General features: G+C 54.6%; 23 protein-coding genes. All 23 read right to left on the reverse strand.

The genetic code is table 11. The features are described 5' to 3' along the window. Positions 1–2: 2 nt before the first annotated feature. The 23 genes from GCWU000342_RS07695 to GCWU000342_RS07805 all read right to left on the reverse strand — a co-directional run bounded on the left by GCWU000342_RS07695 (position 3) and on the right by GCWU000342_RS07805 (position 23,547). On the reverse strand, positions 3–1,397 hold the full coding sequence (locus GCWU000342_RS07695) for a type II secretion system F family protein (RefSeq protein ID WP_006906821.1): 1,395 nt from the start codon (positions 1,395–1,397) through the stop codon (positions 3–5). Between the two features lie 78 nt (positions 1,398–1,475). Beyond that, positions 1,476–2,171: a type II secretion system F family protein gene (locus GCWU000342_RS07700; RefSeq protein WP_006906822.1), complete on the reverse strand. Its 696-nt coding sequence runs from the start codon at positions 2,169–2,171 to the stop codon at positions 1,476–1,478. Further along, positions 2,165–3,409, reverse strand: a complete 1,245-nt coding sequence (locus GCWU000342_RS07705; RefSeq protein ID WP_006906823.1) for a CpaF family protein — start codon at positions 3,407–3,409, stop codon at positions 2,165–2,167. The genes GCWU000342_RS07700 and GCWU000342_RS07705 overlap by 7 nt, the downstream gene beginning before the upstream one ends. Then, the gene (locus GCWU000342_RS07710; RefSeq protein ID WP_006906824.1) at positions 3,387–4,484 is read right to left on the reverse strand and encodes a hypothetical protein; all 1,098 of its coding nucleotides are present in this window, start codon (positions 4,482–4,484) and stop codon (positions 3,387–3,389) included. The genes GCWU000342_RS07705 and GCWU000342_RS07710 overlap by 23 nt, the downstream gene beginning before the upstream one ends. 59 nt (positions 4,485–4,543) lie before the next feature. Then, complete coding sequence (locus GCWU000342_RS07715; RefSeq protein WP_006906825.1) at positions 4,544–5,230, reverse strand: prepilin peptidase; 687 nt, start codon at positions 5,228–5,230, stop codon at positions 4,544–4,546. A 405-nt stretch (positions 5,231–5,635) separates the two neighbouring features. Next, positions 5,636–6,235, reverse strand: a complete 600-nt coding sequence (gene recR / locus GCWU000342_RS07720) for a recombination mediator RecR (RefSeq protein ID WP_006906827.1) — start codon at positions 6,233–6,235, stop codon at positions 5,636–5,638. A 12-nt stretch (positions 6,236–6,247) separates the two neighbouring features. Beyond that, the gene (locus tag GCWU000342_RS07725) at positions 6,248–6,577 is read right to left on the reverse strand and encodes a YbaB/EbfC family nucleoid-associated protein (protein ID WP_006906828.1); all 330 of its coding nucleotides are present in this window, start codon (positions 6,575–6,577) and stop codon (positions 6,248–6,250) included. Positions 6,578–6,622: 45 nt separating this feature from the next. Next, positions 6,623–8,239, reverse strand: a complete 1,617-nt coding sequence (gene dnaX / locus GCWU000342_RS07730) for a DNA polymerase III subunit gamma/tau (RefSeq protein ID WP_045000896.1) — start codon at positions 8,237–8,239, stop codon at positions 6,623–6,625. Between the two features lie 152 nt (positions 8,240–8,391). After that, complete coding sequence (locus GCWU000342_RS07735; protein ID WP_006906830.1) at positions 8,392–8,700, reverse strand: iron-containing alcohol dehydrogenase; 309 nt, start codon at positions 8,698–8,700, stop codon at positions 8,392–8,394. 360 nt (positions 8,701–9,060) lie between these two features. After that, positions 9,061–9,729: a V-type ATP synthase subunit D gene (locus tag GCWU000342_RS07740; protein WP_006906832.1), complete on the reverse strand. Its 669-nt coding sequence runs from the start codon at positions 9,727–9,729 to the stop codon at positions 9,061–9,063. Positions 9,730–9,811: 82 nt separating this feature from the next. Next, positions 9,812–11,182: a V-type ATP synthase subunit B gene (locus GCWU000342_RS07745; protein WP_006906833.1), complete on the reverse strand. Its 1,371-nt coding sequence runs from the start codon at positions 11,180–11,182 to the stop codon at positions 9,812–9,814. 3 nt (positions 11,183–11,185) lie between these two features. Continuing rightward, on the reverse strand, positions 11,186–12,955 hold the full coding sequence (locus GCWU000342_RS07750) for a V-type ATP synthase subunit A (RefSeq protein WP_006906834.1): 1,770 nt from the start codon (positions 12,953–12,955) through the stop codon (positions 11,186–11,188). A 21-nt stretch (positions 12,956–12,976) separates the two neighbouring features. Continuing rightward, entirely contained in the window at positions 12,977–13,297 is a 321-nt protein-coding gene (locus tag GCWU000342_RS07755) for a V-type ATP synthase subunit F (RefSeq protein ID WP_006906835.1), read from the reverse strand. Further along, positions 13,290–14,258 carry a V0D/AC39 family V-type ATPase subunit gene (locus GCWU000342_RS07760; RefSeq protein ID WP_006906836.1) on the reverse strand — a complete coding sequence of 323 codons (969 nt, stop codon included), beginning with the start codon at positions 14,256–14,258 and terminating at the stop codon, positions 13,290–13,292. The genes GCWU000342_RS07755 and GCWU000342_RS07760 overlap by 8 nt, the downstream gene beginning before the upstream one ends. Before the next feature lie 6 nt (positions 14,259–14,264). Further along, positions 14,265–14,858, reverse strand: a complete 594-nt coding sequence (locus GCWU000342_RS07765; protein ID WP_006906837.1) for a V-type ATP synthase subunit E — start codon at positions 14,856–14,858, stop codon at positions 14,265–14,267. 156 nt (positions 14,859–15,014) lie between these two features. Next, positions 15,015–15,482 (reverse strand): V-type ATP synthase subunit K, encoded by a 468-nt coding sequence (locus GCWU000342_RS07770; protein WP_044959196.1) that lies wholly within the window; start codon positions 15,480–15,482, stop codon positions 15,015–15,017. Position 15,483: 1 nt separating this feature from the next. Beyond that, complete coding sequence (locus GCWU000342_RS07775) at positions 15,484–17,505, reverse strand: V-type ATP synthase subunit I (protein WP_006906840.1); 2,022 nt, start codon at positions 17,503–17,505, stop codon at positions 15,484–15,486. Positions 17,506–17,517: 12 nt separating this feature from the next. After that, positions 17,518–17,814 (reverse strand): hypothetical protein, encoded by a 297-nt coding sequence (locus tag GCWU000342_RS07780; protein ID WP_006906841.1) that lies wholly within the window; start codon positions 17,812–17,814, stop codon positions 17,518–17,520. A gap of 110 nt (positions 17,815–17,924) precedes the next feature. After that, the gene (locus GCWU000342_RS07785) at positions 17,925–19,247 is read right to left on the reverse strand and encodes a sensor histidine kinase (RefSeq protein WP_006906842.1); all 1,323 of its coding nucleotides are present in this window, start codon (positions 19,245–19,247) and stop codon (positions 17,925–17,927) included. Further along, the gene (locus GCWU000342_RS07790) at positions 19,244–19,900 is read right to left on the reverse strand and encodes a response regulator transcription factor (RefSeq protein WP_006906843.1); all 657 of its coding nucleotides are present in this window, start codon (positions 19,898–19,900) and stop codon (positions 19,244–19,246) included. The genes GCWU000342_RS07785 and GCWU000342_RS07790 overlap by 4 nt, the downstream gene beginning before the upstream one ends. A 433-nt stretch (positions 19,901–20,333) precedes the next feature. Further along, positions 20,334–21,710: an ABC transporter permease gene (locus GCWU000342_RS07795; RefSeq protein WP_006906844.1), complete on the reverse strand. Its 1,377-nt coding sequence runs from the start codon at positions 21,708–21,710 to the stop codon at positions 20,334–20,336. A gap of 10 nt (positions 21,711–21,720) precedes the next feature. Further along, positions 21,721–22,362: an ABC transporter ATP-binding protein gene (locus tag GCWU000342_RS07800; RefSeq protein ID WP_006906845.1), complete on the reverse strand. Its 642-nt coding sequence runs from the start codon at positions 22,360–22,362 to the stop codon at positions 21,721–21,723. A gap of 9 nt (positions 22,363–22,371) precedes the next feature. Next, positions 22,372–23,547: an ABC transporter permease gene (locus GCWU000342_RS07805; protein ID WP_456299938.1), complete on the reverse strand. Its 1,176-nt coding sequence runs from the start codon at positions 23,545–23,547 to the stop codon at positions 22,372–22,374. Positions 23,548–24,164 lie beyond the last annotated feature (617 nt).

Here is a 24,164-nt window from a genome sequence, read left to right on the forward strand (position 1 = left end):
CCTCATAGGTGCATAAACAGGGCCGGAGCCAGCAGGATCATCAGAACTACCGCCAGCAATCCCACCATCGGGATCAGAAGCCTGGTTGACGCTTCATCCCCGAGCTTCTTGCAGCGCAGGCGGCCGGCCTCTTCGGCCCTCTGTTTCTCCTCCTCGAACAGCTCTGCCAATCGTCTGTTCCCTCTCTGCAGATTCTGTATCAGCAGCATGGAGAGCTTGCGATAGGACGCCGTCGGACACAGACCAGGCCAGTCTTCATAGGCCTGTCTCTCAGATATCCCCTCTTTCATGCGCCGAACCAGAAGAGAGAGCGCCTCATACCCCTCATGACCGGTCTGCCCTTGCTTCCTGCGCTCTTCGTAGGCCGCGCTGATCCGTTCCAGCGCGTTTTTCACTGTGACCCCGGCCGAAAGATATAGGGCGATTTCACTGATGATCGACGGATAATCCCGATCCGCGTTTTCCCTCCGCCTTTTAACGGCCTCCATTCGGCTTTTCTTCTGCGCGAAGAGCATCAGAAGGGCTCCTGTAAATCCAAGCGCGAGGAGCTTCTCTCCGCGCCAGGAATAGGGACGCATCCAGCGGATGGCCTCTCCTCTGAAATCCTGCTCGGGCAGATCCATCTTCTGATTTTGCCGGTCCGTTTTCTCTCTTTCCTCCAGGGCTCTTTTGATCCTGCTCCGATACCCCTCTTTGCTGTCGGCGGGATAAGCCCTGGCCAGAAATCGGATGGTCTCCTCCCGGCGGCTGCTTCCGCAGATATAGACCAGATTCGCTGCAATCAGCTGATCCTCCGATAAAAGATCCCGATGGAACCGGCCGTTCTGCTCAAGAATCCCCTCCGGCTGCATGCTCCAGTGAAGGGCAACCTGGCCCTTTTGCAGGCTCTGCGGAAAACGAAGATCCCTGTCAATCTCGCGGATATCAGCTTTATCTCCTTCCCCCTGGCTCCTCTTACTCAAGCCCTCTGTCTCCTCTTTTTCCTTCCCCCCGCCTGCCTTTGCCCTTTCTTCCCCGGCTTTCGGATCCGGACTCTCCCCGGACAGAGCCTCTGTATTCTCTCTCAGAAAGTCTGCCAGCTCCGTCCTCGCCGCTGTGATCTTGTCTTCTGCCTCCCGGGCGCTCATCTCCCGCTCCTCCAGGGTCAGCTGATAGCGAATTTCTCCCTCCCTCGTCCCGGCAATCAGTGATTCTTCCCGTCCAGCCTTCCCGTTCTCCGGCCGGACCAGGTCACTGACAAGTCTGCCTGCCGGCAGAAGCTCTGTCCCCGAGAGAATAAGAGCTGCAAGTTCCGCCCCCAGAAGCATCCGGCAGATCTTCTTCGGGTATGTCTTGCCATGGCGTCTGCGATTTTGCAAATAGAGGATGCTTCCCAGCAGAACAATAAGACTGATCATCTCTCCCTCCCTTACCCGTCTTCCATCTCTTCATGATCTTCCTTGATCCAACCAGGCCCCGTTTGGATCCTCCTCTCTTTAGACCTGCATCACCCGGTAAATGATCCTCTCCCCCAGAAGAAACATTCCCAGGTAAAGTCCCAGGCAAAGACTCATCATAATTGTCCCCAGAGGAGGCCTGTAAAGCGGCTCCAGATAGGCTCCCGCGGTCAGGCGAACATAGAGCAATACCGCCAGCGGCATAACCGACATGACTCTCTGTTCATACTCTTTTGCCGCGAGATCGGCTGCCATCTCTTCCTTCAGCTCAATCCTCGACGCGATGGAGCGGGCGCTTCTCTCCAGAAAGCGGCTGTAATCCCCGCCCAGCCGCCTGGCAAAGGCCATCAGGTCTGCCAGATTTACCGCCTCCTCATAGCCCAGTTCCCGGGCCATCTCCACAAGTCCTTCCTCCAGTGGCATCTGCAGTCGGATGCGGGCGGACAGCTTTTGGACCGCTGTCAGAAGGGGGCTGTCCGCCGGAGTGATTTTCCCCAGCTCCTCCTCGGCAAGGCGGAAGGCATTTTCCGCGGAATAACCGTTGCGAAGGGCAGCGACCAGCAGTTTGAGATAGTCCTGAAACTCTCTGAGGAAAATCCCGTACCTTCTCTGCTCCCGCCGTTTCCTCAGGTAGGGGCCAAGCCCCAGATAAATGGGGATGACCAAAAGAAGGGCCAGGGGACTGCTGTAGAAGAGCCATGCCAAAAGCAGGGCCAGGGCGCAGCTGATCAGCACCCGCTTCCTTCTGTCATTCCCGCCCGCTGCAGTTTTCCCCTTCTCTGCAGAGCATTGACGCGTTTCCATTGTCCTCTCACCTCCTCTCCAGCCTCCGCCTCATAGCGGTAGAGACAAGAGAGCTTTACCTGCCCTTCTTCCATTCCCAAAACCTCGTTGATCTCCAGAAGCTTACGGCTTCCATCCCGCAGTCGTCCCAGATGGATGAAGATGTCGATCCCCGACGCAATCTGACTTAAAATTGCCGGCACGGGCAGAGAGACGTTCCCCATCAAAACCATCGTCACCAGTCGGGAGACCATATCCGCAGTCGAATTCGCGTGTCCCGTCCCCAGCGTTCCATCGTGCCCGGTATTGGCCGCCTGGAGCATTTCCAGGGCCTCGCTTCCCCTGCACTCCCCGACAATGATCCGATCCGGCCGCATCCGAAGAGCAGTCCTGACCAGTTCCCGAATACTCACCTCAAGGTTCCCGTCCATGCCGGCCTCCCTGGCTTCCAGTCGAACCAGGTTGTCGATTCCGGTCAGCCGCAGCTCTGCGGAATCCTCGATGGTGACCACGCGCTCTGATCCGGGAATAAACTCCGACAGGGCATTCAGAAAAGTGGTCTTGCCGCTCCCCGTCCCCCCGGAAATAAAGATGTTGTAACCGGCCCTCACAAGGTCTGCCAGAAAATCCCTGATCTCCTCGGAAATCGAACCCAGCTCCAGCAGCTGATCCATCCCGATCCCTTTCCTGGGAAAGCGGCGAATCGACACCATGATTCCATCCACGGCGACCGGAGGCAGGACAATGTGAATTCTGGAGCCGTCCTTCCATCGGGTGTCCGCAATCGGCCTGGACTCATTCACCAATGTGTTCGTCGATGCGACCATCTGCTGAACCAGGTCCGCCAGCTTCTCCTCCGAGGAAAAATGCCTGTTCAGCCTTCGAATCTTTCCGCGCTCCTCCAGGAAAATATTCTCATGCCCGTTGATCATAATCTCTGTAATGGTGTCTTCCTCCAACAGATCCTGTAAGATATCCAGCTTGCGCATGGAGTTAAAGAGCTCCCGCTCCATCTGAACCCGGTCTTCCAAATCCATGGGATGATCCCTGGCATACTCTACCAGGATCTCCCGTATGACCCGGCAAATCTCCTGATCACTCTTCCTCTGATCCGCACAGGATTCCTGCAAATGCTCCAGAACCTTGTCATGCAGTGTCTCGCGAACTTCATCCCACACTTCGGCACGCATGCTCTTCCTCCCAGCGATACTTCTGGCTCACGACATAATTGCCCAGGTTTCCCGCTTCGATTTCCTCCAGGCTGAAGTTCCATTCCCCCCGGCTTCCCAGAGAAAGCGGCAAATCCATCGTCTCCAGCTCCAGATGCCGAAACTGCCTGCGAAGAGCCCCCTCCGTCCGCGCTGTCAGCCGCCGATAATAGGGCTCCTGCTTGCTCAAGAGAAACATCTTCCTGCAGTGATCCAGCATGAGCTGGGCTCCCTGGTGGAAAGAATCATAGAGCAATACAATCCGTGCCCCTGTCTCCTGCAAATCGCCCAGAACCAGCTGCCACTGGTCAGGACTGATTCTTCCCAGCTCTGTCGGGCTGTCCACCGGCGGCATGATTGCCAGTGCCCCGTCATATATCAGAAAATCTGCAAGTTTTCCATCATCTGTGCTTCGCAGATACAGATAATCCGTCAGTGTCCCCCTCCATTTGCAGGAAAGGAGTTCCCCGAGCCTGGAATTTTCTTCTAGATCCATGAGGATAACCGGTCCCTCCTGCGCCAGAGACCGACACATGAGCAGGGTAAATGCCAGGAGCAAATCATGGTGCATGGGAGAGTATACCGCCCAGAAAGAGTTCCGGTCCCTCCCCTCGCAGACCCTCTCTTTGCCCGAGGCAGCAAGCAGCTCCCCGGTATAAGCGCCCATGACCCCGTCAGAAGCTTCGTGCAGCCGCAGGGAACCCGGATACTTGACTCTTCCCAGCAAGTTCACAAGAAAGTCCATGGGCTGATACTTCTCCATCTCATCCACTCCGAACATCCCCTGCCCCTTTTCTTCGGTCAGCTGCAGAAGAGATCCCGTTTTGCGGCGTATCTCTCCCAGCAATCCCGCCTCCTGCGCAATCGCAAGATACTCCTTTCCCAGAATGGTCAGGTCAAAATCTGTCCAATCCAACTGACGGATCTCTTCCTCAAAGGCCAGAGGCTCTGTGAATGTCCGAATTCCGTACTCCTCCTGCCGGCCCATCAGAAAGTTGACAAGAGCCTCCACATAGGCTCCGTCACTGTCCGCAATCAAAATCTGTATCTGACTCATACTCCCCCCAATTCATTTTCTTTCGCCTGCCGGGGCCTGTCCGGCAGTCATTTTCTCTTCTAGACATTGATCAGGCGCGAGAGATCCGCCGCAAGTTGCCAACCCAGGCAGACTAAAAAACCATTGCAGATGCAGATCGTAAAATGTACCCTCGTCTGCAAGTCTCTTCCCTCCGCGAGCGGATGGCCTGACCACAGGAGATGGCCCAGGGTCTCGATTCCTCTGCCGCTTGTTCGCATTCTCCTTAAAAGACTCATAAGCCCGAGCAAGGCTCCCTGTCCAAGCGCGATTCCCAGCATTGGCCGGTAAAGGTCAGCCGGTAAGAGTCCTGCCAGAAGAGCTAGTAATTTCACATCCCCCGCTCCCAGCGCTCCAAGGAGAAAGAAGATCGCGAGAAACAGTCCTGCCGCCAGCATAGGCAAAAGCATGTCCCGGGCGACCGACAAAAGATATTCTCCGCCCATGTCCGACCAGACCGGATCAAACATGCCGATTCCTCTCCGACCGCCACGCTCGATGCCGATATACCAGGGATCTGCGACCTGCCAGGCATAGCTGACAAGGCCGAGAAATCCGCCCATCAGCAAGAGCCGGTTGGGAATCCTTCCGCTCCTCAAATCCTCTCCCAGAGCCAGGGCAAGCAGAGCAGATCCCAATATCAATCGCAGGCACATGCCGGCCTCCCCCTGTCTTTTCTTCTTCTCTTCCTCCTCATCCGCTTTTGCCTCGGTCTGATCCCACTTCATTCATCTCTCCTCACCTCCCTCTTGTCGGTCCCGCAGCTGCCTTTCTCTTGTGTCCAAAAATATATCAGGCCCCCTTTTTGTCTTCCATATCGTTTGACGAAAGATTCTTTTCTGTTGATTTGTACGAATTGTTTTTCTGTGCAGAGACGACAAAAAAGCGACTGTCCATCTGTCTACTTTGGATAGTCACTTTCTCTTATGTCTATAGAATTGATCTTACTTAGCTCTATTTTATCTGGGTCTCGGACGAGATTTCCTCCACAATTGACAGATCCCGGGATATCGTCCTGTCAATATAGACAAATGTTGATACATCTGTGGATCGTCTGTGGAAATCCCCTTGATATCCTCTCTTTTTCTGTGTATAACCGGGATATTTTTGTTATTGTGCGGGAATTGTCTGGTCTATAAATCCCGCCTTCCATCCAGGGCCCGGAGCAGAGTCACCTCGTCAATATACTCCAGGTCTCCACCGACCGGAACTCCGGAGGCAATTCTAGTCACACGGATTCCGGTTGGCTTGATCAGCTTACTGATATACATGGCCGTCGCCTCTCCCTCCAGAGAGGAATTCGTCGCGATAATCACCTCTTCCACATCCTCTTTCTGCAGACGGACAAAGAGCTCCTTCATGCGGATATCCGCCGGTCCGATCCCCTGCATGGGTGAGATCGCCCCGTGCAAAACATGATAGACTCCCTCATACTTCCCCGTCTTCTCATAGGCCGCCAGATCGCGGGTGGACTCCACCACCATGATCTGCCTGTGGTTGCGCCTGTCTGAGGCACAGATGGGACAGATCTCCTGGTCGGTCAGTGTAAAACACTCCTTACAAAAGCGAACATTGGCCCGGGCGTCCATCAGGCTTTTCCCCAGCTGATCCACCTCTTCTTTTGGCATGCGCAGAATGTGGAAAGCCAATCTCTGGGCGGATTTAGAGCCTATCCCCGGCAGCCTGGAGAGCGCCCCGATCAGCTGGCTGATTTCTCTGCTGTAGTATTCCATGAACGCCTCTGATCAGATTCCAAAGCCGCCGGTAAAGCGGGACATGGACTGCTGCGAGAAGGAATCCACCTGCTTTAAGCCCTCATTGACAGCTGCCAGTATCAGATCCTGCAGCATCTCCACATCCTCGGGATCTACTACCTCCCTGTCAATTTCTATGCTCTTCAGCTCTCTCTTCCCGCTGACAACGACACTGACCGCGCCGCCGCCGGCTGTCGCGGTGAAATCTCTCTCCTCCAGATCTGCCTGGGCCTGCTCCATCTGCTTTTGCATCTTCTGGGCCTGCTTCATCAGGTTATTCATGTTGCCGCCGCCGGGAAAACCGCCGCCTCTTCTTGCCATTGTGTCCTCCAATCCAGGATCTTAAAATCCTTTGAAATGCTTGTTTTAAAAGTCTTCTTCGACGAGTTCGACCCCGGCCGTTTTGGCAAAATAGTCAATCGCGTCGGTATACATCTGCTCCTTAGGTCGGCGGTCCTCATTGCCGACCACCTTGACCCTGACCTCCTTGCCGGTGGTCTCAGACAGGACTTGCCGCAATTCCTCCATGGTCTTAGCCTGCGTCATCTTCTTTCTGGCCAGGTTCTGATCAGGTGCCTCCACATCATAGACTAAAAGGAGCTCTCCCTCCTCGGAGACGGAGACCAGGGCCTTGCTCAGCATGGAAGCCAGCATGCGATCTTCCATAGCCGCTATCAGCTTCTTCCAGCTGCCTGCCAGCTGCCTGACCTCCTCCGGGACAGCCGCCGGCAGGTTCTTTTTTGCTGCCCTGACAGGAGCCTCCTGCGTCTGGCCGCTCATCTGACCGCCGGCATCCGATCTCTTACCCTCGGACGCTTGCGCGGGGATTCCTTCCTCCAGCTTCTCCTCCAGAGTCGTCAGCCGGTCAATCAGGGAATCATAGGAGGTCTCCATCTGGGGCTTACAGAGCTTGATCACAGCGATTTCGATCAGAATTCGCTTCTGACTGGCATAGCGGATCTGGCTGGAGAGATCGCTCAGGATACGAATATAGCGCATGAGGATCTCATCCTCAACCATCTGCGCCTCCTCCTGAAGCAGGGCCAGGTTGTCACTGGAGATGTCCAGGGCGTCTTCCATATGATCCCCGCTCTTTAACAGGAGCAGATTGCGCAGATACCAGGTGAAATCATTGACGAACTGAACCGGCTCTCTTCCCTCCGCGATAATCTCCCCTATCATGCGGATCGACTCTGTGACGTCTCTGCCAATGATCGCCCGCAGGAGGTGACTGAAGACATCCGTATCCACCGCTCCCAGGACCTTGAGCGTATCGTCATAGGTCAGCTTCTGCCCGAGGTAGAAGGCGATGCACTGATCCATAAGGGAGAGGGCATCCCGCATGGATCCGTCCGCTGCTCTGGCGATATAATCCACTGCCTTATCCTCAACTGCCAGCCCCTCTTCCTCCATGAGCTGGCGCAGGCGGCCGGCAATGGTCACCACGCTGATCCGATGGAAATCATAGCGCTGACAGCGAGAGAGGATCGTGATGGGGATCTTGTTGACCTCCGTAGTTGCCAGGATGAAAATGACATACTCCGGCGGCTCCTCCAGGGTCTTTAAGAGGGCATTATATGCCCCGGGAGAGAGCATGTGAACCTCATCGATGATGTAGACCTTATAGCGGCCCTCCGTCGGCGGATAGGCCACCTCCTCGATGATCTCCCGGATATTGTTCACACCGTTATTGGAAGCCGCGTCGATCTCGATGACATTCATGGAGCTGCCGGCATTGATCGCCCTGCAAACGCTGCACTTGCCGCATGGACTGCCGTCAACGGGATGCTGGCAGTTGACTGCCCTGGCCAGGATTTTGGCGACGGTTGTCTTGCCGGTTCCCCGGGTCCCCGTGAAGAGATAGGCGTGGCCGATGCGGTCGTTCTTCAACTGGTTCTTCAGGGTTGTGACGATATGATCCTGCCCCTTGACGTCTTCGAAGGTCTGGGGCCGGAATTTGCGATAGAGCGCCTGATAGGCCATGCCGGCTTCTCCTTTCCCTGTGTTTTCCGCAAACAACCTGGAACACTTATTATAGATGATGAGAGGCTATGGCACAAACCATACGCTTCGTACGTATTCCTTTATCATGAATCCTCGGCTTCTTTGCAAGCGCTTCTCCTCTTGCTTTCCCCTCAATTCACCTGCTCGCCTGATAGATGGCCAGCATATCCTTCTCGCTCAGCTTTCTGGCAGAACCAATTGAGCCGCCTGCGCCAACCGCGCATTTGTGCGCCATATCCACCCAGACTCACGTAGGAAATCCCCGACGAATCCAACTGATCCTTCACCTTCTGCAGGAGACCAGAGTGGATGACGCTGCCCCCTCCATAGTGAATGAGCAGCTTCTTTCCGCCGAACTCCCAAACCAGATCGGTAAGCTGCTCCTCGGTATTCCTTCCAAAGACAACCTTAGTCGGCGCATAAAACTTAAAATGATACATAAAAACCTCCTGACTTATGTGCCGTGGCGACACCTCGCGAACTCACCTGCCAGCGCGAAGGCGTCTTAAAAATCACGCCTGGTCTCAAGAAGATTTTACAACTGAAAGCTAACGTTAACGCAAGAATTATAATAAAAAGTATGCCTTCTTCCGCACGCTCTCCCGGTATGATATGACAGCCGCGGAGAATCCGGTTCGCCGGCATTCTGATTGTTATAAAAAGATCCCCGGGCGCTCTGTTCGCAAACACCCGGGAACTTCCGCATACAACGCTCTATTGTTGATTTTTCAGGCCGATCATTCCAGCCCTTGACGAAGCCAAGGACTGAAATGCTCTCTGCCGTGATTTTCATCGGCCCATCAGGAAGCTCTCTCCTTCTTCTTCGCCTCTCTGGCCTGTTTTAAGACCATGTCCTTAACCTTCATCAGGCGAACCTGAGTAGACCTCTCATTCTCGTCCAGCTTCATGGAAATGGTCCTGATATTCTCCTGCGCCTCCGGAATAATAACATGCTCTAAGGCGTTAACCCTCCGTCTGGTGCGCTCGATCTCGGCTGCCATCAGCTGACAGGCCTTCTCCCGCTCCGCCAGGCGAAGCATATCCTCCGTCAGATCCGCCAGCTCTCTGACCGCCGAATCCAGTTCCCCGGAAGTAAAGGCGAAGCCATAGGCGTAGATGTCATTGGGATCGCTGGTGCGCATGTCGATCTCATATTGGGGAATATCGACAGACATGACGTTTCGCCTGGAGCTCTTTAAGCAGATCTCCTGCTTGGGAGCCATCAGAGCCTCCTTGAGAAGCTCCTCCGACATCCCCGCCCTGGCTAAGACCAGGCCGGCATTGGCCTTTTTGATCCCCTCTTCCACCTTCAGGCGCAGATCCATGTTTTCGCGAACCTGGTCCAAAAATTCCCGCATCAGCTCGTCTCTCTTATCCTTGAGCAGACGATGGCCCTTAACGGCGGTCGCAAGCTTCTGCTTCTGCCGGGTCAGCTCCATTCGCGTGGGATTCACATTCGTTCCCGCCATCTATTTATCCTTCCTCAATCCACTCCGAGGAGCGGCCCTGTCTGATGAGATGCGCACTCCGCCGGTGGAATCCCCGGCGACTCTACTTCTCGTAATACTTATCCAGCATATCGTCGCTGATTCGCTTGAGCTCCGACCTTGGGAGCAGGCGCAGCAAATCCCAGCCCAGATCCAGGGTCTCCTCAATGGACCGGTCGGTCTGATATCCCTGGGAGATATAGCGGCTTTCGAATTCATCCGCGAACCTGGCATAGAGCAGGTCCATCTCTGTCAGGGCCGCCTCGCCCAGAATCACCATCAGTTCCTTGGCGTCCTTACCCCTGGCATAAGCAGCAAAGAGCTGGTTCATCGTCGCCGCGTGGTCCTCACGGGTCTTGTCGGCTCCGATTCCCTTGTCCTTCAGACGGGACAGGGAGGGCATGACATCCACAGGGGGGGTAATTCCCCTGCGGTAGAGATCACGGCTCAAAATAATCTGTCCCTCCGTGATATACCCGGTCAGATCGGGAATGGGATGAGTCTTGTCATCCTCCGGCATGGACAGGATGGGAATCATCGTAATCGATCCCTTGTGCCCCCGCAGGCGGCCGGCTCTCTCATACATGGTCGCCAGGTCCGTGTACATGTAACCGGGGTAACCACGGCGGCCGGGAACCTCCTTGCGGGCCGCTGACACCTCGCGCAGGGCGTCCGCGTAGTTGGTGATATCCGTCATGATGACAAGGACATGCATGTCCTTCTCAAAGGCCAGATATTCCGCGGCGGTCAGGGCCATACGGGGGGTGGAAATACGCTCGACGGCCGGATCATTGGCCAGATTGACAAAGAGAACCGTCCGGTCAATGGCCCCGGTCTGCCGGAAGGACTCCTGGAAGAAGTTAGCCTCCTCGAAGGTGATTCCCATCGCGGCGAAGACAACGGCAAAGGGCTCGTCAGTCCCGCGGACCCTGGCCTGACGGGCAATCTGGGCAGCCAGCTGCGCGTGGGGAAGACCGGAAGCCGAGAAGATGGGCAGCTTCTGTCCGCGAACCAGGGTGTTTAAGCCGTCGATGGATGAGACCCCGGTCTGAATGAACTCCGACGGGTACTGACGGGCCGCCGGATTCATGGGCAGACCGTTGATGTCCATCCGTTTCTCCGGAAGGATCTGCGGCCCGTCGTCGATGGTCCGCCCCATACCGTCGAAGACGCGGCCCAGCATGTCCTCGGACACGCCCAGCTCCAGAGACTTGCCCAGAAAGCGGACCTTGGAATTGGACAGGTTGATTCCGGTTGCGGTCTCAAAGAGCTGTACCAGGGCGTTTGACCCGTCGATCTCCAGGACCTTGCAGCGGCGGATGCTTCCGTCCGCCAGCTCGATCTCGCCCATCTCATTATAGCTGACGCCTGATACCCCCTGTACCAGCATCAGAGGTCCGGCGACTTCCTCTATCGTGCGATATTCCTTCGCCATAATTTAGTCCTCCTTGTCCTGGGTCAGCGTGGCGATCTCGGTGGCCAGAGCCTCCTGAACCGAGCTGTACTCCTCCGCGATATCGCTCTCCTTCGTATACTTGAAACGGCCGATCCGCTCGCGGACCTGCATGCTGACGATATCTTCAATATTGGCTCCGGCCTTCAGGGCCTTGCTCCCCTCCTCGTAGAAGGCGTATACCAGCTTCATCATGTCGTACTGCTTGGGCAGAGAGGTATAGGTGTCGATCTCATCGAAGGAATTCTGGTGCAGGAAGTCCTCGCGGATACTTCTGGCCGCCTCCATCTTCAGGCGGTCCTGGGGCGAGAGGGCATCCATTCCGACCATCTTTACGATCTCATTGAGCGAGGCCTCCTCTGTCAAAAGGGACATCAGATTCTGCCGGACCTGCATCCAGTCCGACTTGACGTTCTCATTGAACCAGGGCTCCATATCATCCAGGTAGTTGGAGTAGGAATTCAGCCAGTTGATGGCCGGGAAATGTCTCTGATAGGCCAGGTTGGCGTCCAGTCCCCAGAAGACCTTGACAATGCGCAGGGTCGCCTGGGAGACAGGCTCGGAAATATCTCCTCCCGGAGGAGAAACGGCTCCGATGGCGGACAGCTGTCCCTCGCGTCCCTCCCTGCCGAGAGAAATCACCCGGCCGGCCCGCTCGTAGAACTGAGCCAGACGGGATCCCAGATAAGCGGGATAGCCCTCCTCACCCGGCATTTCCTCCAGGCGCCCGGACATCTCGCGCAGGGCCTCTGCCCAGCGGGAGGTGGAATCCGCCATCAGGGCGACAGAGTAACCCATATCGCGGAAGTACTCCGCGATGGTAATTCCCGTGTAGATCGAAGCCTCGCGCGCCGCAACGGGCATATCAGAAGTGTTGGCGATCAGAACGGTCCTCTTCATCAGGGACTCCCCGGTCTTGGGGTCAACCAGCTCGGGGAACTCGTTCAAAACGTCTGTCATCTCATTGCCGCGCTCACCGCAGCCGATATAGACCACAATATCCGCCTCGGCCCACTTGGCCAGCTGGTGCTGGGTGACAGTCTTTCCGGAGCCGAAGGGGCCGGGGATCGCTGCCACACCGCCCTTGGCAATGGGGAAGAAGGCGTCGATGACCCGCTGTCCCGTCACCAGAGGCATATTGGGAGCCAGCTTCCTGGCATAGGGGCGCTGACGGCGGACAGGCCATTTCTGAACCATGGTCACATCCACGTCTCCCGCATCCGTCTCAATGACCGCGATCGTCTCCCGGATGGTATGCTGTCCGGACTCAATGCGCTTGATCCTCCCGGAAAGGCGGTAAGGAACCATGATCTTCTGCGTGACGACCGCCGTCTCCTCAACCGTGCCGATGATATCGCCGGCCTCCACCTCGTCTCCTACAGAGACCGTCGGGACAAAGTTCCAGACCTTCTCCTCGTCCAGAGCAGGTACCTGTACCCCCCGGTGGAGGAGATCAGACCCGGACACCTCCCTGATCTTGTTGAGGGGACGCTGAATCCCATCGTAGATGGAGCCGATCAGACCCGGCCCCAGATCGACCGACATGGGCATCCCGGTCGACTCCACAGGCTGGCCGGGGCCAAGTCCCTGGGTCTCCTCATATACCTGAATGGAGGCCTCGTCTCCATGCATCTCAATGATCTCTCCGATCAGATGCTCATCGCTGACGCGAACCACGTCAGACATGTTGGCATCGCGCATTCCGGTCGCGATAACCAGAGGTCCCGCAACCTTCTTGATCACTCCAGTGCTCATCGCACGCCTCGCTTTCCTGTCTTAATTCTGGGAGAAGAGAATGTCGCTTCCGACCGCCTGCTCCACAGACCTCTTCACCGCGTCGACACCGACTTTTGTATCCCCGCTGATCCCGGGAATCGGAACGATCGCCGGGCTGACTCTCTCTCTGTATTCTTCGATTGTCTCTGCAAGCTCCAGACAGACCGCCTCGGTGATGTAGATGATGCCGTACCCGCTCTGGGCAAGCCTGCGCAGGGTGCCGGCAGGATCCTCGTCCTCATCCGTGGGAAAGAGCTCCATTCCCAGGGCCCCGAAGCCGTAAATGCTGTCGTAATCTCCCATGACCGCTATCTTATCCATACATCTCACGCACCCTTCCGCGAATTGCCTCCTCCGGGAAACCATTGGCCTTAGCCGTCAGCAGAATGCGAACGCTCTTGATCTCATTCTCCTTAGCCAGATAATAGGCCACAAGAGGGCCGACCGAAATTGTATTGGTCTTCTGGGGCTTCAATGTCTCGATCAGGCGATTGTCGCACCAGCGGTCAAACGCCGACGGGCCCTCCTCAATCGCGTCCGCGGCCTGTCCGTATCCCGCGCCCCTCAGGAAAGTAAGAAGTTCCTCACTCCCCCGGCTGGCCGCGTCAGCCAGAGCAGAGACGGAAATACTGTCGCATTCTGCCAGCCCCTCCCTGAGGAAGCGAAGGCTCTTTCCCGTCCTGGCCGCCCGGTAGGCAATGCGGATGTCCGTCACCGCGACGGTCATTTCCTCGTATGCCCGGATCAGGCTGCTGCCGTTCTTTCGGCCGATTTCCATCATGGCATCCAGGCAGGCCCGGTCAACCATCAGATCACAGATCTGTCCGTCCTGGGTAGACGCCATGGTCTCATAGGCCTCCGCGGCGACCTTTTGCATATCCTCCGGAAGCGCCCGGTAGTCCTTCTCCCGAAGCAGCTCAAGAAGTCTCTCTCTGCCAAAATCCTCTAATTCGTAGTAGGCCCCTGCCACACGGACCTCTGTGCAGAGTTCCTTAATCGCGGCCTTTAAGTTGTGAAAGTAACGGGGATAGGTCAGGATCCGAAAGATCTCCGGATCCACCTTGAGCTCCCGCATCAGGTCCAGGGTCTTCGACGCTTCCGCCGCCAGAAGACGGTCGGGATCCTGCTGGCTCCCGTCGCCCCAGCCCCTGTCCAAAAGGTAGGCCACGACCGCAGGCACATCTTTCAGACTGATCATGGCGCTGATGTCATCGTCACTGAGCAAATGCTTCTCCAGCACGCGGATTCTGGCTACCGCAAAGGTATATTCCACATCCCTCATAGACACTTACTCCTGCCACAGAATCGCGGAGACCGCGTCCTGCATCTGCTCATACCGCTCCGCGAAAATCGCCTTCAGCGTACAGTTCTCGTCAATTCCTCCGAAATCAAGGACAAAACCGTTGGTGACCGACGCATCAGCCGCAATCGTCAGGTCGGCTCCCGCTTCCCCTGCCCTCTTCTCAATCGACGTTCTGACCTCCTTTGGCATGCGGTCCAGATCCCTCTGAGAGAAGCAGATCCTCCCCTTCTCCGGACGGATATGGGTGTCCAGAAGAGAGAGCACCATCTGCCAGTAGGACTCCTGGTCTTCATTGGCCAGCTGATCGTAAGCTTCCGCAATCAGGCCTGAGACCGCATCCTGTTTTCGGCGAAGGATTTCCTGTCTTCTGAGCATCTCCTGCCTCGACGCCAGGCGAACCTGTCCCGCCGCTCTGATGCGCTCACAATCTCCCTCCGCCAGCCTGCGGATCGCATCCAGCTCTTCTGCGGATTCTGCCGCCAGCTTCTTTGCGTCCGCCCTGGCATCCTCGATCAGGGCATCGGCCGCAGCCTGCGCCTCCTGCAGGATTTCAGATTGAATATTATCAATTCCTGCCATAGCTACTCCTGTCTTTACTCTGTCAAGCAACGGAAGATACGCTCTTCCTGCATTTCATTGCCATAAGCGATGGAATATTCGCCTGGCGAAACCCTCTCTCATGAGCAATCGAATGCGCTCTCTGCGGGGAATCCATTGTCATGAATGAAAAACTGCTCAACCAATATTCGTAACCGCGAGGATAGAGACCAGAAGAGCCAGGATAGCGTAGGTCTCTACCATGGCGGGGAAGAGCATGGCCTTACCGAACTGATCCGGCTTCTTTGCTACAATGCCAATGGAGGCCACAGAAGTACGGCCCTGATGGTAGCCGGAGACAAGTCCCACAATGGCGATGGGAAGGCAGGCCGCCAGGTACAGAAGTCCCGTCCAGGTATCCGTAATGGCGCTGCCCCCCAGGACACCGATCCTTGTCAGCGTGATAAAGGTGACCAGAAGTCCATAGATACCCTGGGTACCGGGAAGGAGCTGCAGGAGCAGAACCTTGGCGAACTGATCCGGATCCTCCGCGACGACGCCGGCGGCCGCCTGACCGGCGAGACCTACGCCCCAGGCAGATCCCATGCCTGCCAGAATTGTTGCCAGAACCGCTCCGGTTAATGCAAATACCATTCCTAAACTCATCTCACTTGTCCTCCTTGATTTGAATGTACTTATACTGTCTGCCAAATGGCTGGAAGGCTCTTCCGCCTCCGTCGTAAAACTTACTGAAAAACTCGACGTATTGCAGTCGGTTGGTGTGAACATAAGCGCCCAGCAGGTTGATGCCGATGTTGAGGCTGTGGCCGAGGATAAAGACGACGGCAAAGAGAATCGGTCCGAGAGGACCTCCCCCCACCATACTGGCCATCAGGTTAATGACATTGGCGATGACGCCGGTCGCGAGCCCCAGGGCCAGAAGTCTCGAGTAGGAGAGCAAATCCGACAGCCAGCCGGTCACCCCATAGATGTCATAGGCCCCCAGGGCTATCCGAAGCGCCCAGTTCTTCTTGCTTCTTCCGCTCATGACAAGGATGATCAGGGCGCCTCCCCCCGCAAGAATTTTAGAGAATGCGACCAGCCAGGCAGGGAACTGATATGCCGTCCCCGCAATGGAGCCGTAGAGGTCACTCGGCAGAAGCATCAGCACCAGACCTGTCAGCATCATGAACCAGGACAGGATGTCCGAGATGAATCCCACCACATCATGGGCCTTCAGGGTCTCATATCCCTTGATGGCCAGTCCGGTATAGAGATGAATCAGGCCGAAGAGCATGCACCAGATCAGAAGACGCATGGGATCCTTCAGCGGCTCAAACCAGAGAGGCTTTAATATGGCGTCTCCCTGATAGCCGAAGAAGGTCGAAGCCACGGTATCTATGGCATTTCCGAAGAATCCGCCGTACATAAAGCCCCAGAAGGTCGTTGACAGGCCGCACATGAAGAAGAGCTGCAGCATCCGCCTGAGTCCTTCTTCCAGGCGCCTGTGGCGGAGGAGGATGAGACCGGTCCCCAGAGAGACCAGGATCCCGTATCCGGCATCGGACAACATCATTCCGAAGAAAATCACATAGAAGAAGGTCATGATTTTCGTCGGATCAAATCTGCCGTGCGTCGGCAGTCCGTAGGAAGCCAAAATGGGTTCGACGGGCCTGGCAATCCGGGGATTTTCGAGAACCGTGGGCTCCAGCTCGTCCTGGTTCCGCTCTTCCCTCTGCACAAAGGCTCCGTACTTCTCACTTAAGAGCCTGGCAAGCGGCTCGGCCGACTGGTCTGTCACCCAGCCCTGCAGAAAGAAGATATGCCGGGTCTGCGGGATCTTCCCCAGGAGCTCATACTTGAGCGCGCGGCTGCGATAGTAGTCCGCGCTGATGTAAAAGTCCCGGCGCAACAACCCGTAGGAGGCCATCTCCTTTTTGTTTTCTTCTATTTTCCTCTTCCGCCGCTCGATGGATTCCTCCAGGCTTTTGATCTTGTCCCCGGGGATCCGCCTGCAGCTGACCGCAGGCCGGGCAAAGCCCATCTGGCGCATGTTTTCTGTCAGGGTCTCGCTGATCGATTTGGCGGCGATCAGGCAGACGTAGACCATCCGGTTCTCTCTGGCAAGAATATTGACATCGAGCGGAGCATCCGCCGGAAGATCCGCTGTCAACCCCGCGATCAGAGCCTCGTCGCTCTGGTCTTCGGGAAAGGTTCCGATAAAGACCTCCGTCTTCGCGGTTCCCCTGGTCGACATCGGAATATCCAGACTCATCCAGGGGGTCAGACCGCTGATCGTCGCCCGATCCTTGAGATTGGCCGCCCCAAGCTCATGAATCTCCTTCTCCAGGTCCACCAGCTTCTGGGCTTTGGTCAACAAGCCCGATGCCCGCGAGTCATGCGCCTGAAAATCACTGCGCGGGATCAGCTTTTTCTCGGAAAAGAGGGAGAGTCCGGCGTTTTTCTCCGGCGCGTACTCCTTGAGAAGCTTCAGCGCCATATCCAGGGTCTGCGCCGCCCGCTCAAAGTTATTGCGGGCCGCCTGGGTATCCATGCGTTCTAAATCGACGTCCTCAATCTGTTCCTCATGGAGCTCCATCAGCCCCATGTCCTGCAGCTGCTCGAGAATGGCTTTCCTGTGTTTCTTCGCGGCGGCGATGCTGATCTTTTGCATCTTCACAATCGCCATGGAACATCCTCCTTACTTCAGCGCCAGTCCGATCACGGCGTCGATCGCCGCTCTCCTCTGATCCTCCGGCAGTTTCCGGGTCTCTCCATCTGTCGAAGCAGGATGCTCCGCCGCAGCGGTCAGGGCATCGGCCGCTTTTTTGGCTTCCTTCCGATCAGAGTCAGCCTTCGCAAGCGCTTCCTCTTTCGCTCTGGCCGCGTCTTCCTCCGCCTGGCGGCGAATCTGCGCCGCCTGACGCCTGGCGGAGGCGACGATCTCATCGGCTTTGGCCTCCGCCTCTTTCACCTTGACAATCGCGTCTTCGATCATCCTCTCACCTCTTTCTATTCCCACGTCAGCGGTTGATTGAAGAGAACATCTCTCCCGAAAATTCCACGAGATTTATTATATTCTACCTTATCCGTCCTCCGCAACGGAAATCACTGTGAAGCCAGCCGGATCAGAAAGCGAATCCTCCCCTTGTCCCCGGTCACCCGGTATGGGATCTCATAGTTGGACAGGATGTTTCGGACAATATACAGACCTAGTCCGTTCCCCCTCTCGCTGTTCAGGTCAAAACCGCCGTCAAAAATCTGATTGGGATCCGCCTCTGTCTCCTCATCAATCGTATTTTCCACATAGAGCCAGTTGTCTTCCGCTCCGATGTGAATCTCTCCCTTCTCATTCGCGTACTTGACGGCATTGCTGATCAGATTCGACAGGACCATCTTGAGCGCCCGCCTTCCGATATACATGGTCTCATCGCCCAGCTCCTCGCTCACGCTGATATGCCTCTGGCCCGCCAGCAGTCTGTACTGATCCAGAAGCGGTTGTAAAATATCTCTGACCAGAACCTCCTCCTCATCATTTTTGAGCTGGTCAAGGGATGAGACGGACAGCATCTGGGAGATATTTCTGGTCAGCTGATCCACAATCGCAAGGCAGCTGCCGATGTACTTGTCCCGGTCCTTGTACTTTCCGACATTGTATTGCATATTTTCCAGGATGATCTTCAAGCTGGCCAGGGGTGTTTTCATCTCATGGGAGGCTCCTCTGAAGAAATCATATTTCAGCTTCTCCAGCCGCAGAACCTCCTGATTCTTTTGTTCCAGGTGCTCCATGGAATTTAAAAGGGTCTCATACAATTCATTGATCTGTCCCTTCAGTTGCCCCACTTCATTGGTCGAATCCACTTTCAGGCTGGCGTCCTTGTCCAGCTTCATCATCTGATCTGTGACGTCCTTGATTTCCTGGATACTCTTTGTGATCGACCTGGCATAGATCAGGGAAATGACGACAGAGAGAAGAAAAGACAGGATCAGGGAATATGGCAGGAATTTCAGGCTCAGCTCTTTGGCATCTCTTTGCATATCCGCAGTCGAGACGAACTGAACCCATATCTTTCTCCCCGTGTTTAATTGGATCTCTCTCTCCTCAATAACCAGAGAGTTGCTGCTGCTCTTTAAGTCAGCTCCCACTTCCTCTTCGATTCTGATCCCGTCATCAGCTCCCTGCTCTTTGACAAAGGCCTTGATCTGGCTGGTCTTGGAGTAGAAATCCAGGGACTGCTCGACGAAATTCAGATCTCTCCCCTGAATATTGCTGGCAATTTCATCCGCCTTGGCAGATACTTCCTGCTTTCTGGTCTCCAGATAGGTCTTGGGGAAGACGAAAAAAATCAGCAGATGCATCAGAACAATGAGAATGCTCAGGATCGCAAAGGTCTGCAGGAACATCTTGGGAAATATTTTCAGATTCTTCATTGTCTCTCCAGCTTGTAGCCCACATTCCGAACGGTGATAATGCAGTCCAGTCCCAGTTTCTTCCGCAGTTCCTTGATGTAGACATCAATGACCCGGTCAAAGGGGATTTCCTCTGTCTCCTTCCACACCCCGTCCAGAATCTGCGCCCTTGTCAGGGCGCAGCCCTCATGTTCCAGCAGAAATTTTAGAATCTCCACTTCCTTAGCGTTCACATCGACCTTTTCCCCGTCCACTCTGGCCGAATAGCTGCTGAAATTCACCTCCGTTCCCTTGTAGGCAAATCGATCTGTCAGCCCGAAGTGCCGTTCTATCAGAGAGTCAATGCGGGCCTTTAACACAGGCAGAGAAAAGGGTTTTTCAATATAGCCGTCCGCCAGACTGGTAAATGCCTCTATCTTATACTCCTCATCACTGAAGGCCGTTAAGATCAGTACCGGCAGCCTGCTCTTTCTTCGAATCTCCTTGAGTACGTCCAAGCCGTTGATATGCGGAATCTGTATATCCAGGATTACCAGGTCGATATCATCAGAATAAAACCTGGCAAGCGCCTCTCTCCCGTCCCCCGCCTCGACCATCTCATAACCGGATTCGGACAGGTATTCGCAGACGCCCTCCCGGATCATCTGGTCATCCTCAACAACAAGTATTTTCATAGGCTCTCCCCTTCCTGCGCAAGCGCCCCGGCCCTGCCGGCATATCCTCGAATTTGCCGTCAAAGCCTATTTTACCGACCACACCCGGCAATGTCTATGAAGGCACGCAAAACAGCCGGGCATTCGCGCTGCTTCCCCGCCAGGCGGCCGCTCTGAAGGAAAGGAACCCTCATTCGCAGAGAAGACGCTCCAGATTACTGTCATTCCATGTCGTGAATAATAGATAAAGAGAGCCGACCATCATAGGACACATGCGCTCCAAATACGCGCATGCGTCCTATGACAATCAGCTCTCGCTTCATTCTTGGATCCGCTCTTATGATTCCTGTCCCCTATGAATGGACCATTCCCCGATCCCATCAACAGGTATGACAGCAGAGCGATCCGAAAGTTCTTTACGACCCAGCCGGGCTTCACTGCTTTGCGTGATCTCTTACTTGGTATCTGTCAGCAGTTCCTTGGGACTTCTCTTTAAAATCGCAAACGAGGATATGAGGACGGAAACAATCAAAATCAGCGACATAAACAGTACCACATAGATCAGAGCATTCGGACCGACGATCACATCCAGGCTGGTCAGGGTCTTATTGAAGCCGTCCACTTCCGCGCCGCCGCCCAGGCCGGTCGATGCCGACTGCTTGGCTATCTGATCCGCGATATTCCCCGTAACTCTCTGGAGGATGCGGTTTCCGAGCGCTTTCCCCACATGTCCGGCCAGGAAGTAAGCCCCGATATAGGCCGGAATCGCGATGAACAAAAGTTCCATCATAAACTGCCCCAGAATTCTCATCTTGGAAAAGCCCAGTGACAGGAGAACCGCGATTTCTTTCTTTCTGGCATTCATCCAGAGGAGCAGAAGCAGAGATACGACAAGACCGGCAAAGACTAAGGATCCTGTCAGCAACTGGTTGGCAATTGCGTATACGCCGGAAATAGACTTCTGCAGAGCCGGATAATTGGACGAGCTCTTGATCAGGTTATAGGCCTTCCAGTTGATATCCAGAGAGCCCAGATCCTTGATCACCTGATCCAGGTTCTTATTCCCCTTCACGAAGAAGGTCGCGTCCTGATAGGTGGCGGTGTCTTCCGTATTGCCATAGACCTTCGCCGCCGTGTCCAGATCTGTAATCAGCGTGTTCTCATAGAGCTCCTGGGCTGCGCTCACGCCGCCCTTGTTGTGTCCGTCAAACAGGCCCTTGATTTCCACTTCCACCGTCTCATTGGCGCCCTTCTCATTATCCGCATCAAAGAGATTGGACTTGATCTTTAACTTATCCCCCACTTTCAGATTGTTCTTGGCTGCCAGATCCTTATGCATCAGGATTTTATTCTTATCCGTCCCGGTCAGGTGCTGTCCCTCAACCAGCTGGTATGCCCCGGATACGAATTTCGTCTCCTTGGATGAATCGTTGACTCCGGTCAGCATAACGGTTCTCTTGAAATTCTTTGCGCGCTCTTCAGACTGGGATGCCAGCGTCTCCTTGGTCTCAATGATATCATAGCCATCCAGATCGGCCACACTGTTGATTCTCTTCACATAGCCGTCAATATCCTTGGACTCAGCTATTTTCTTGATATCCTGTCCTCTTACATTTCCTCCTCCCCGCGGTGTTCCCTGGTTGACCCGCCGGTTAATCTCCATGGAGAAACTATTGGTAATCGTCCCAAAGGTCTCCGCTGAGGCCCGGTTGGTCGCATCCCTGATCGACAGACTGATCAGACTAAGGACAGACATGGACAAAATCACCAGAAGTATGATGAAGGATTTCAGACTCTTTCTTGTGACATAGGCAAATGCGTTTCTGATCATTGTCGCCCTCCTAGATATATTTCACCTGCTTGATCTTCTTATTGCTCAATTCCAGAATTGTGTCTGCCGCGCCGGCGACTTCCTTGCTGTGTGTCACCACGATGACGCACTTATTCCTCTCTTTGGCCAGTTTCTTTAAAATTCCTATGATTTCTCCGGCGGTAGACTCATCCAGATTTCCTGTCGGCTCATCCGCCAGAATAACCGGCGCTTCTGACACCAGGGCTCTGGCAATTGCGACTCTCTGCTGCTGGCCTCCGGAGAGCTTCATGACATTTCTTTTGATCTGGCTTTTATCCAGCCCGAGCTCCAGCAGAATTTCCTCAGAGGCCTTGCTGTTGACCAGCCTCACATTCTCCAGGGGGGAGAGATAATCGATCAGGTTGTAGTTCTGAAAGACAAGCGATATATGATTTCTCCTGTGCCTGCTGTATCCCTCTTTCTCAATATTCTCATTCTTAAACAGAATTTCTCCCCGATCGGGACGATCCAGTCCTGCCAAAAGAGAGAGCAGGGTTGACTTTCCAGCGCCGGATTTCCCGATGATTGCATAGAAATTCCCACACTCAAAGCCCTGGTTGATGGATGAGAGAATCCGCTCTCTGGAGCCGGAATAGCTGTAAGTTACATTCTTCATTTCTAAGATACTCATACTGGCCTCCTAACTGATTTGGGATAAAATCTCTTTTGGCTTTTTGATCAGAATCATTGCGGATGCAATGATCACTGATACCGCGATAACGGCAGCCAAAACGCCATAGCTCTGTACAAACACCAGCAACTGACTGACTCCGCCCGCACCGGTCGGTAAGTTTGTCATAAGAGATGCTGTCTGATCCGCCCCCAGCAATCCCCCTGCAATTTGCCTGACTGCCAGACTCCCGACCACAAAAGCGGCCAGGCTGGTCGGAATGGATATCAGGATCAGCTCCACAAGAAACTGGCCCACGATTTTGACCTTGCTGACTCCAATCGACAGGAGGATTCCAATCTCATAGATTCGCTCTCTCAGCCAAAGGATCAGAATCAGGGAGAGTACAACCACGCCGCCAGCCATAATCGCGTAGGTCATCATCCCGATCATGTGCCTGACGCCGCCGATTGCCTCTATGGCCTCCTGAAAGGCGCTTGTATTCTTGTCAACACGATATTGGGACCAATCCGCGGGGAGCTCCTGAATCTTCCTGATCGCCTCATCCATCTTCTCAGGTCCCGCGCAGGACAAAGTGATCTTACTGGCAATCCACTGATTCTCCGACAGGCCAAGCCCCTTCTGGCTTGACGCATAGTCTGCGAACATCATGTTCTCACTCAGATCCGACGACAGCCCCGTGTACCTCTCCTGCTTCTTCCCGGAAAAAATGCCTACGATTTTGTAGGTGCGCTCCTCAAGTTTGCGATCTGCATTCCTGGAGTCAATGTATTCCAGACGAATTTCATCATTTACCTTCAGCTTGTTTTTCCTGGCGAACTCCTCGTGGACGAGAAGAGCGTCCGAATCACCTCTCTGAATCCCTCTTCCTTCTTTCAGACTGAATGTCCCGCTGCTGAAGAGGACGTTTTTATCTGTTTCACCGCCGGCCTCAATCGAGACCAGATTTTTGAATTCGTCCGTCAGATCGTCTCTCGTAATCGCCTGCTCCCCCTCGACCGCTTTTGCATTGGTCAGTCTTGCCGGCCCCTCATACTGAGGAGACGACTGGGTAATCTCTTTGATCTGATCTGTCTGCGCGAATGGACTGATCTCAAAATATCCGTCCGCGTCCTTCTTCGTGATCGAAAGGGATGAATTTGAAGACTGATATAAGGTCTGCTCCAGATTTTCACTGGTACGCATAATGCTTAAGCATATATACAGACAGGAGAGAACCAATGTCAGTATGACAAAAACTATCAATGTTCGGGTCTTTTTTCGCAAGACATATGCGATGGCATTTTTGATCACTGCTGCCCCCCACTCCTTTCCTTCTCGCCCCCTGCAGGTAAGGCGTCTGTTTTCCCGCCGCTTTTGTTCACAAACCATATGCTATCGATCCTATATGAAACGTTTATGAAATCGAATGAAAAAAATAGAATTTCTGCTCTGCCTGTATTTGATTCCAGACGAAAAAGAGAGCGGCTTGGGGAAGCCGCTCTCAGGAGAAGGTATTTTACTATGGGGGTAGTAAAAAATGTAAAAATGTATTGGGGTTTTTACAAGACTTATCCTACCTCATCTTGGGCAATGAGTCTCAACAAATTTGCCAATTATATAACCTGTTTTTTGTCTATTATTTACAATTTCAAAAGAAATCTTCCACCGCCTCCCCCGATCGACCGGTCTATGTCCGGCGTCAGCCCCAATATGGCAGAACCTCCTGATACTCTCCCCGCCGAATCCAAATAGGCTTCTCTTCGGCAGAACCGGAGAAATATCCATCTGCCCCTTTCCATCTGTGCTACACTTGTATGAGA

This window comes from Shuttleworthella satelles DSM 14600, from assembly GCF_000160115.1.
GTDB classification, from domain to species: domain Bacteria; phylum Bacillota; class Clostridia; order Lachnospirales; family Lachnospiraceae; genus Shuttleworthia; species Shuttleworthia satelles.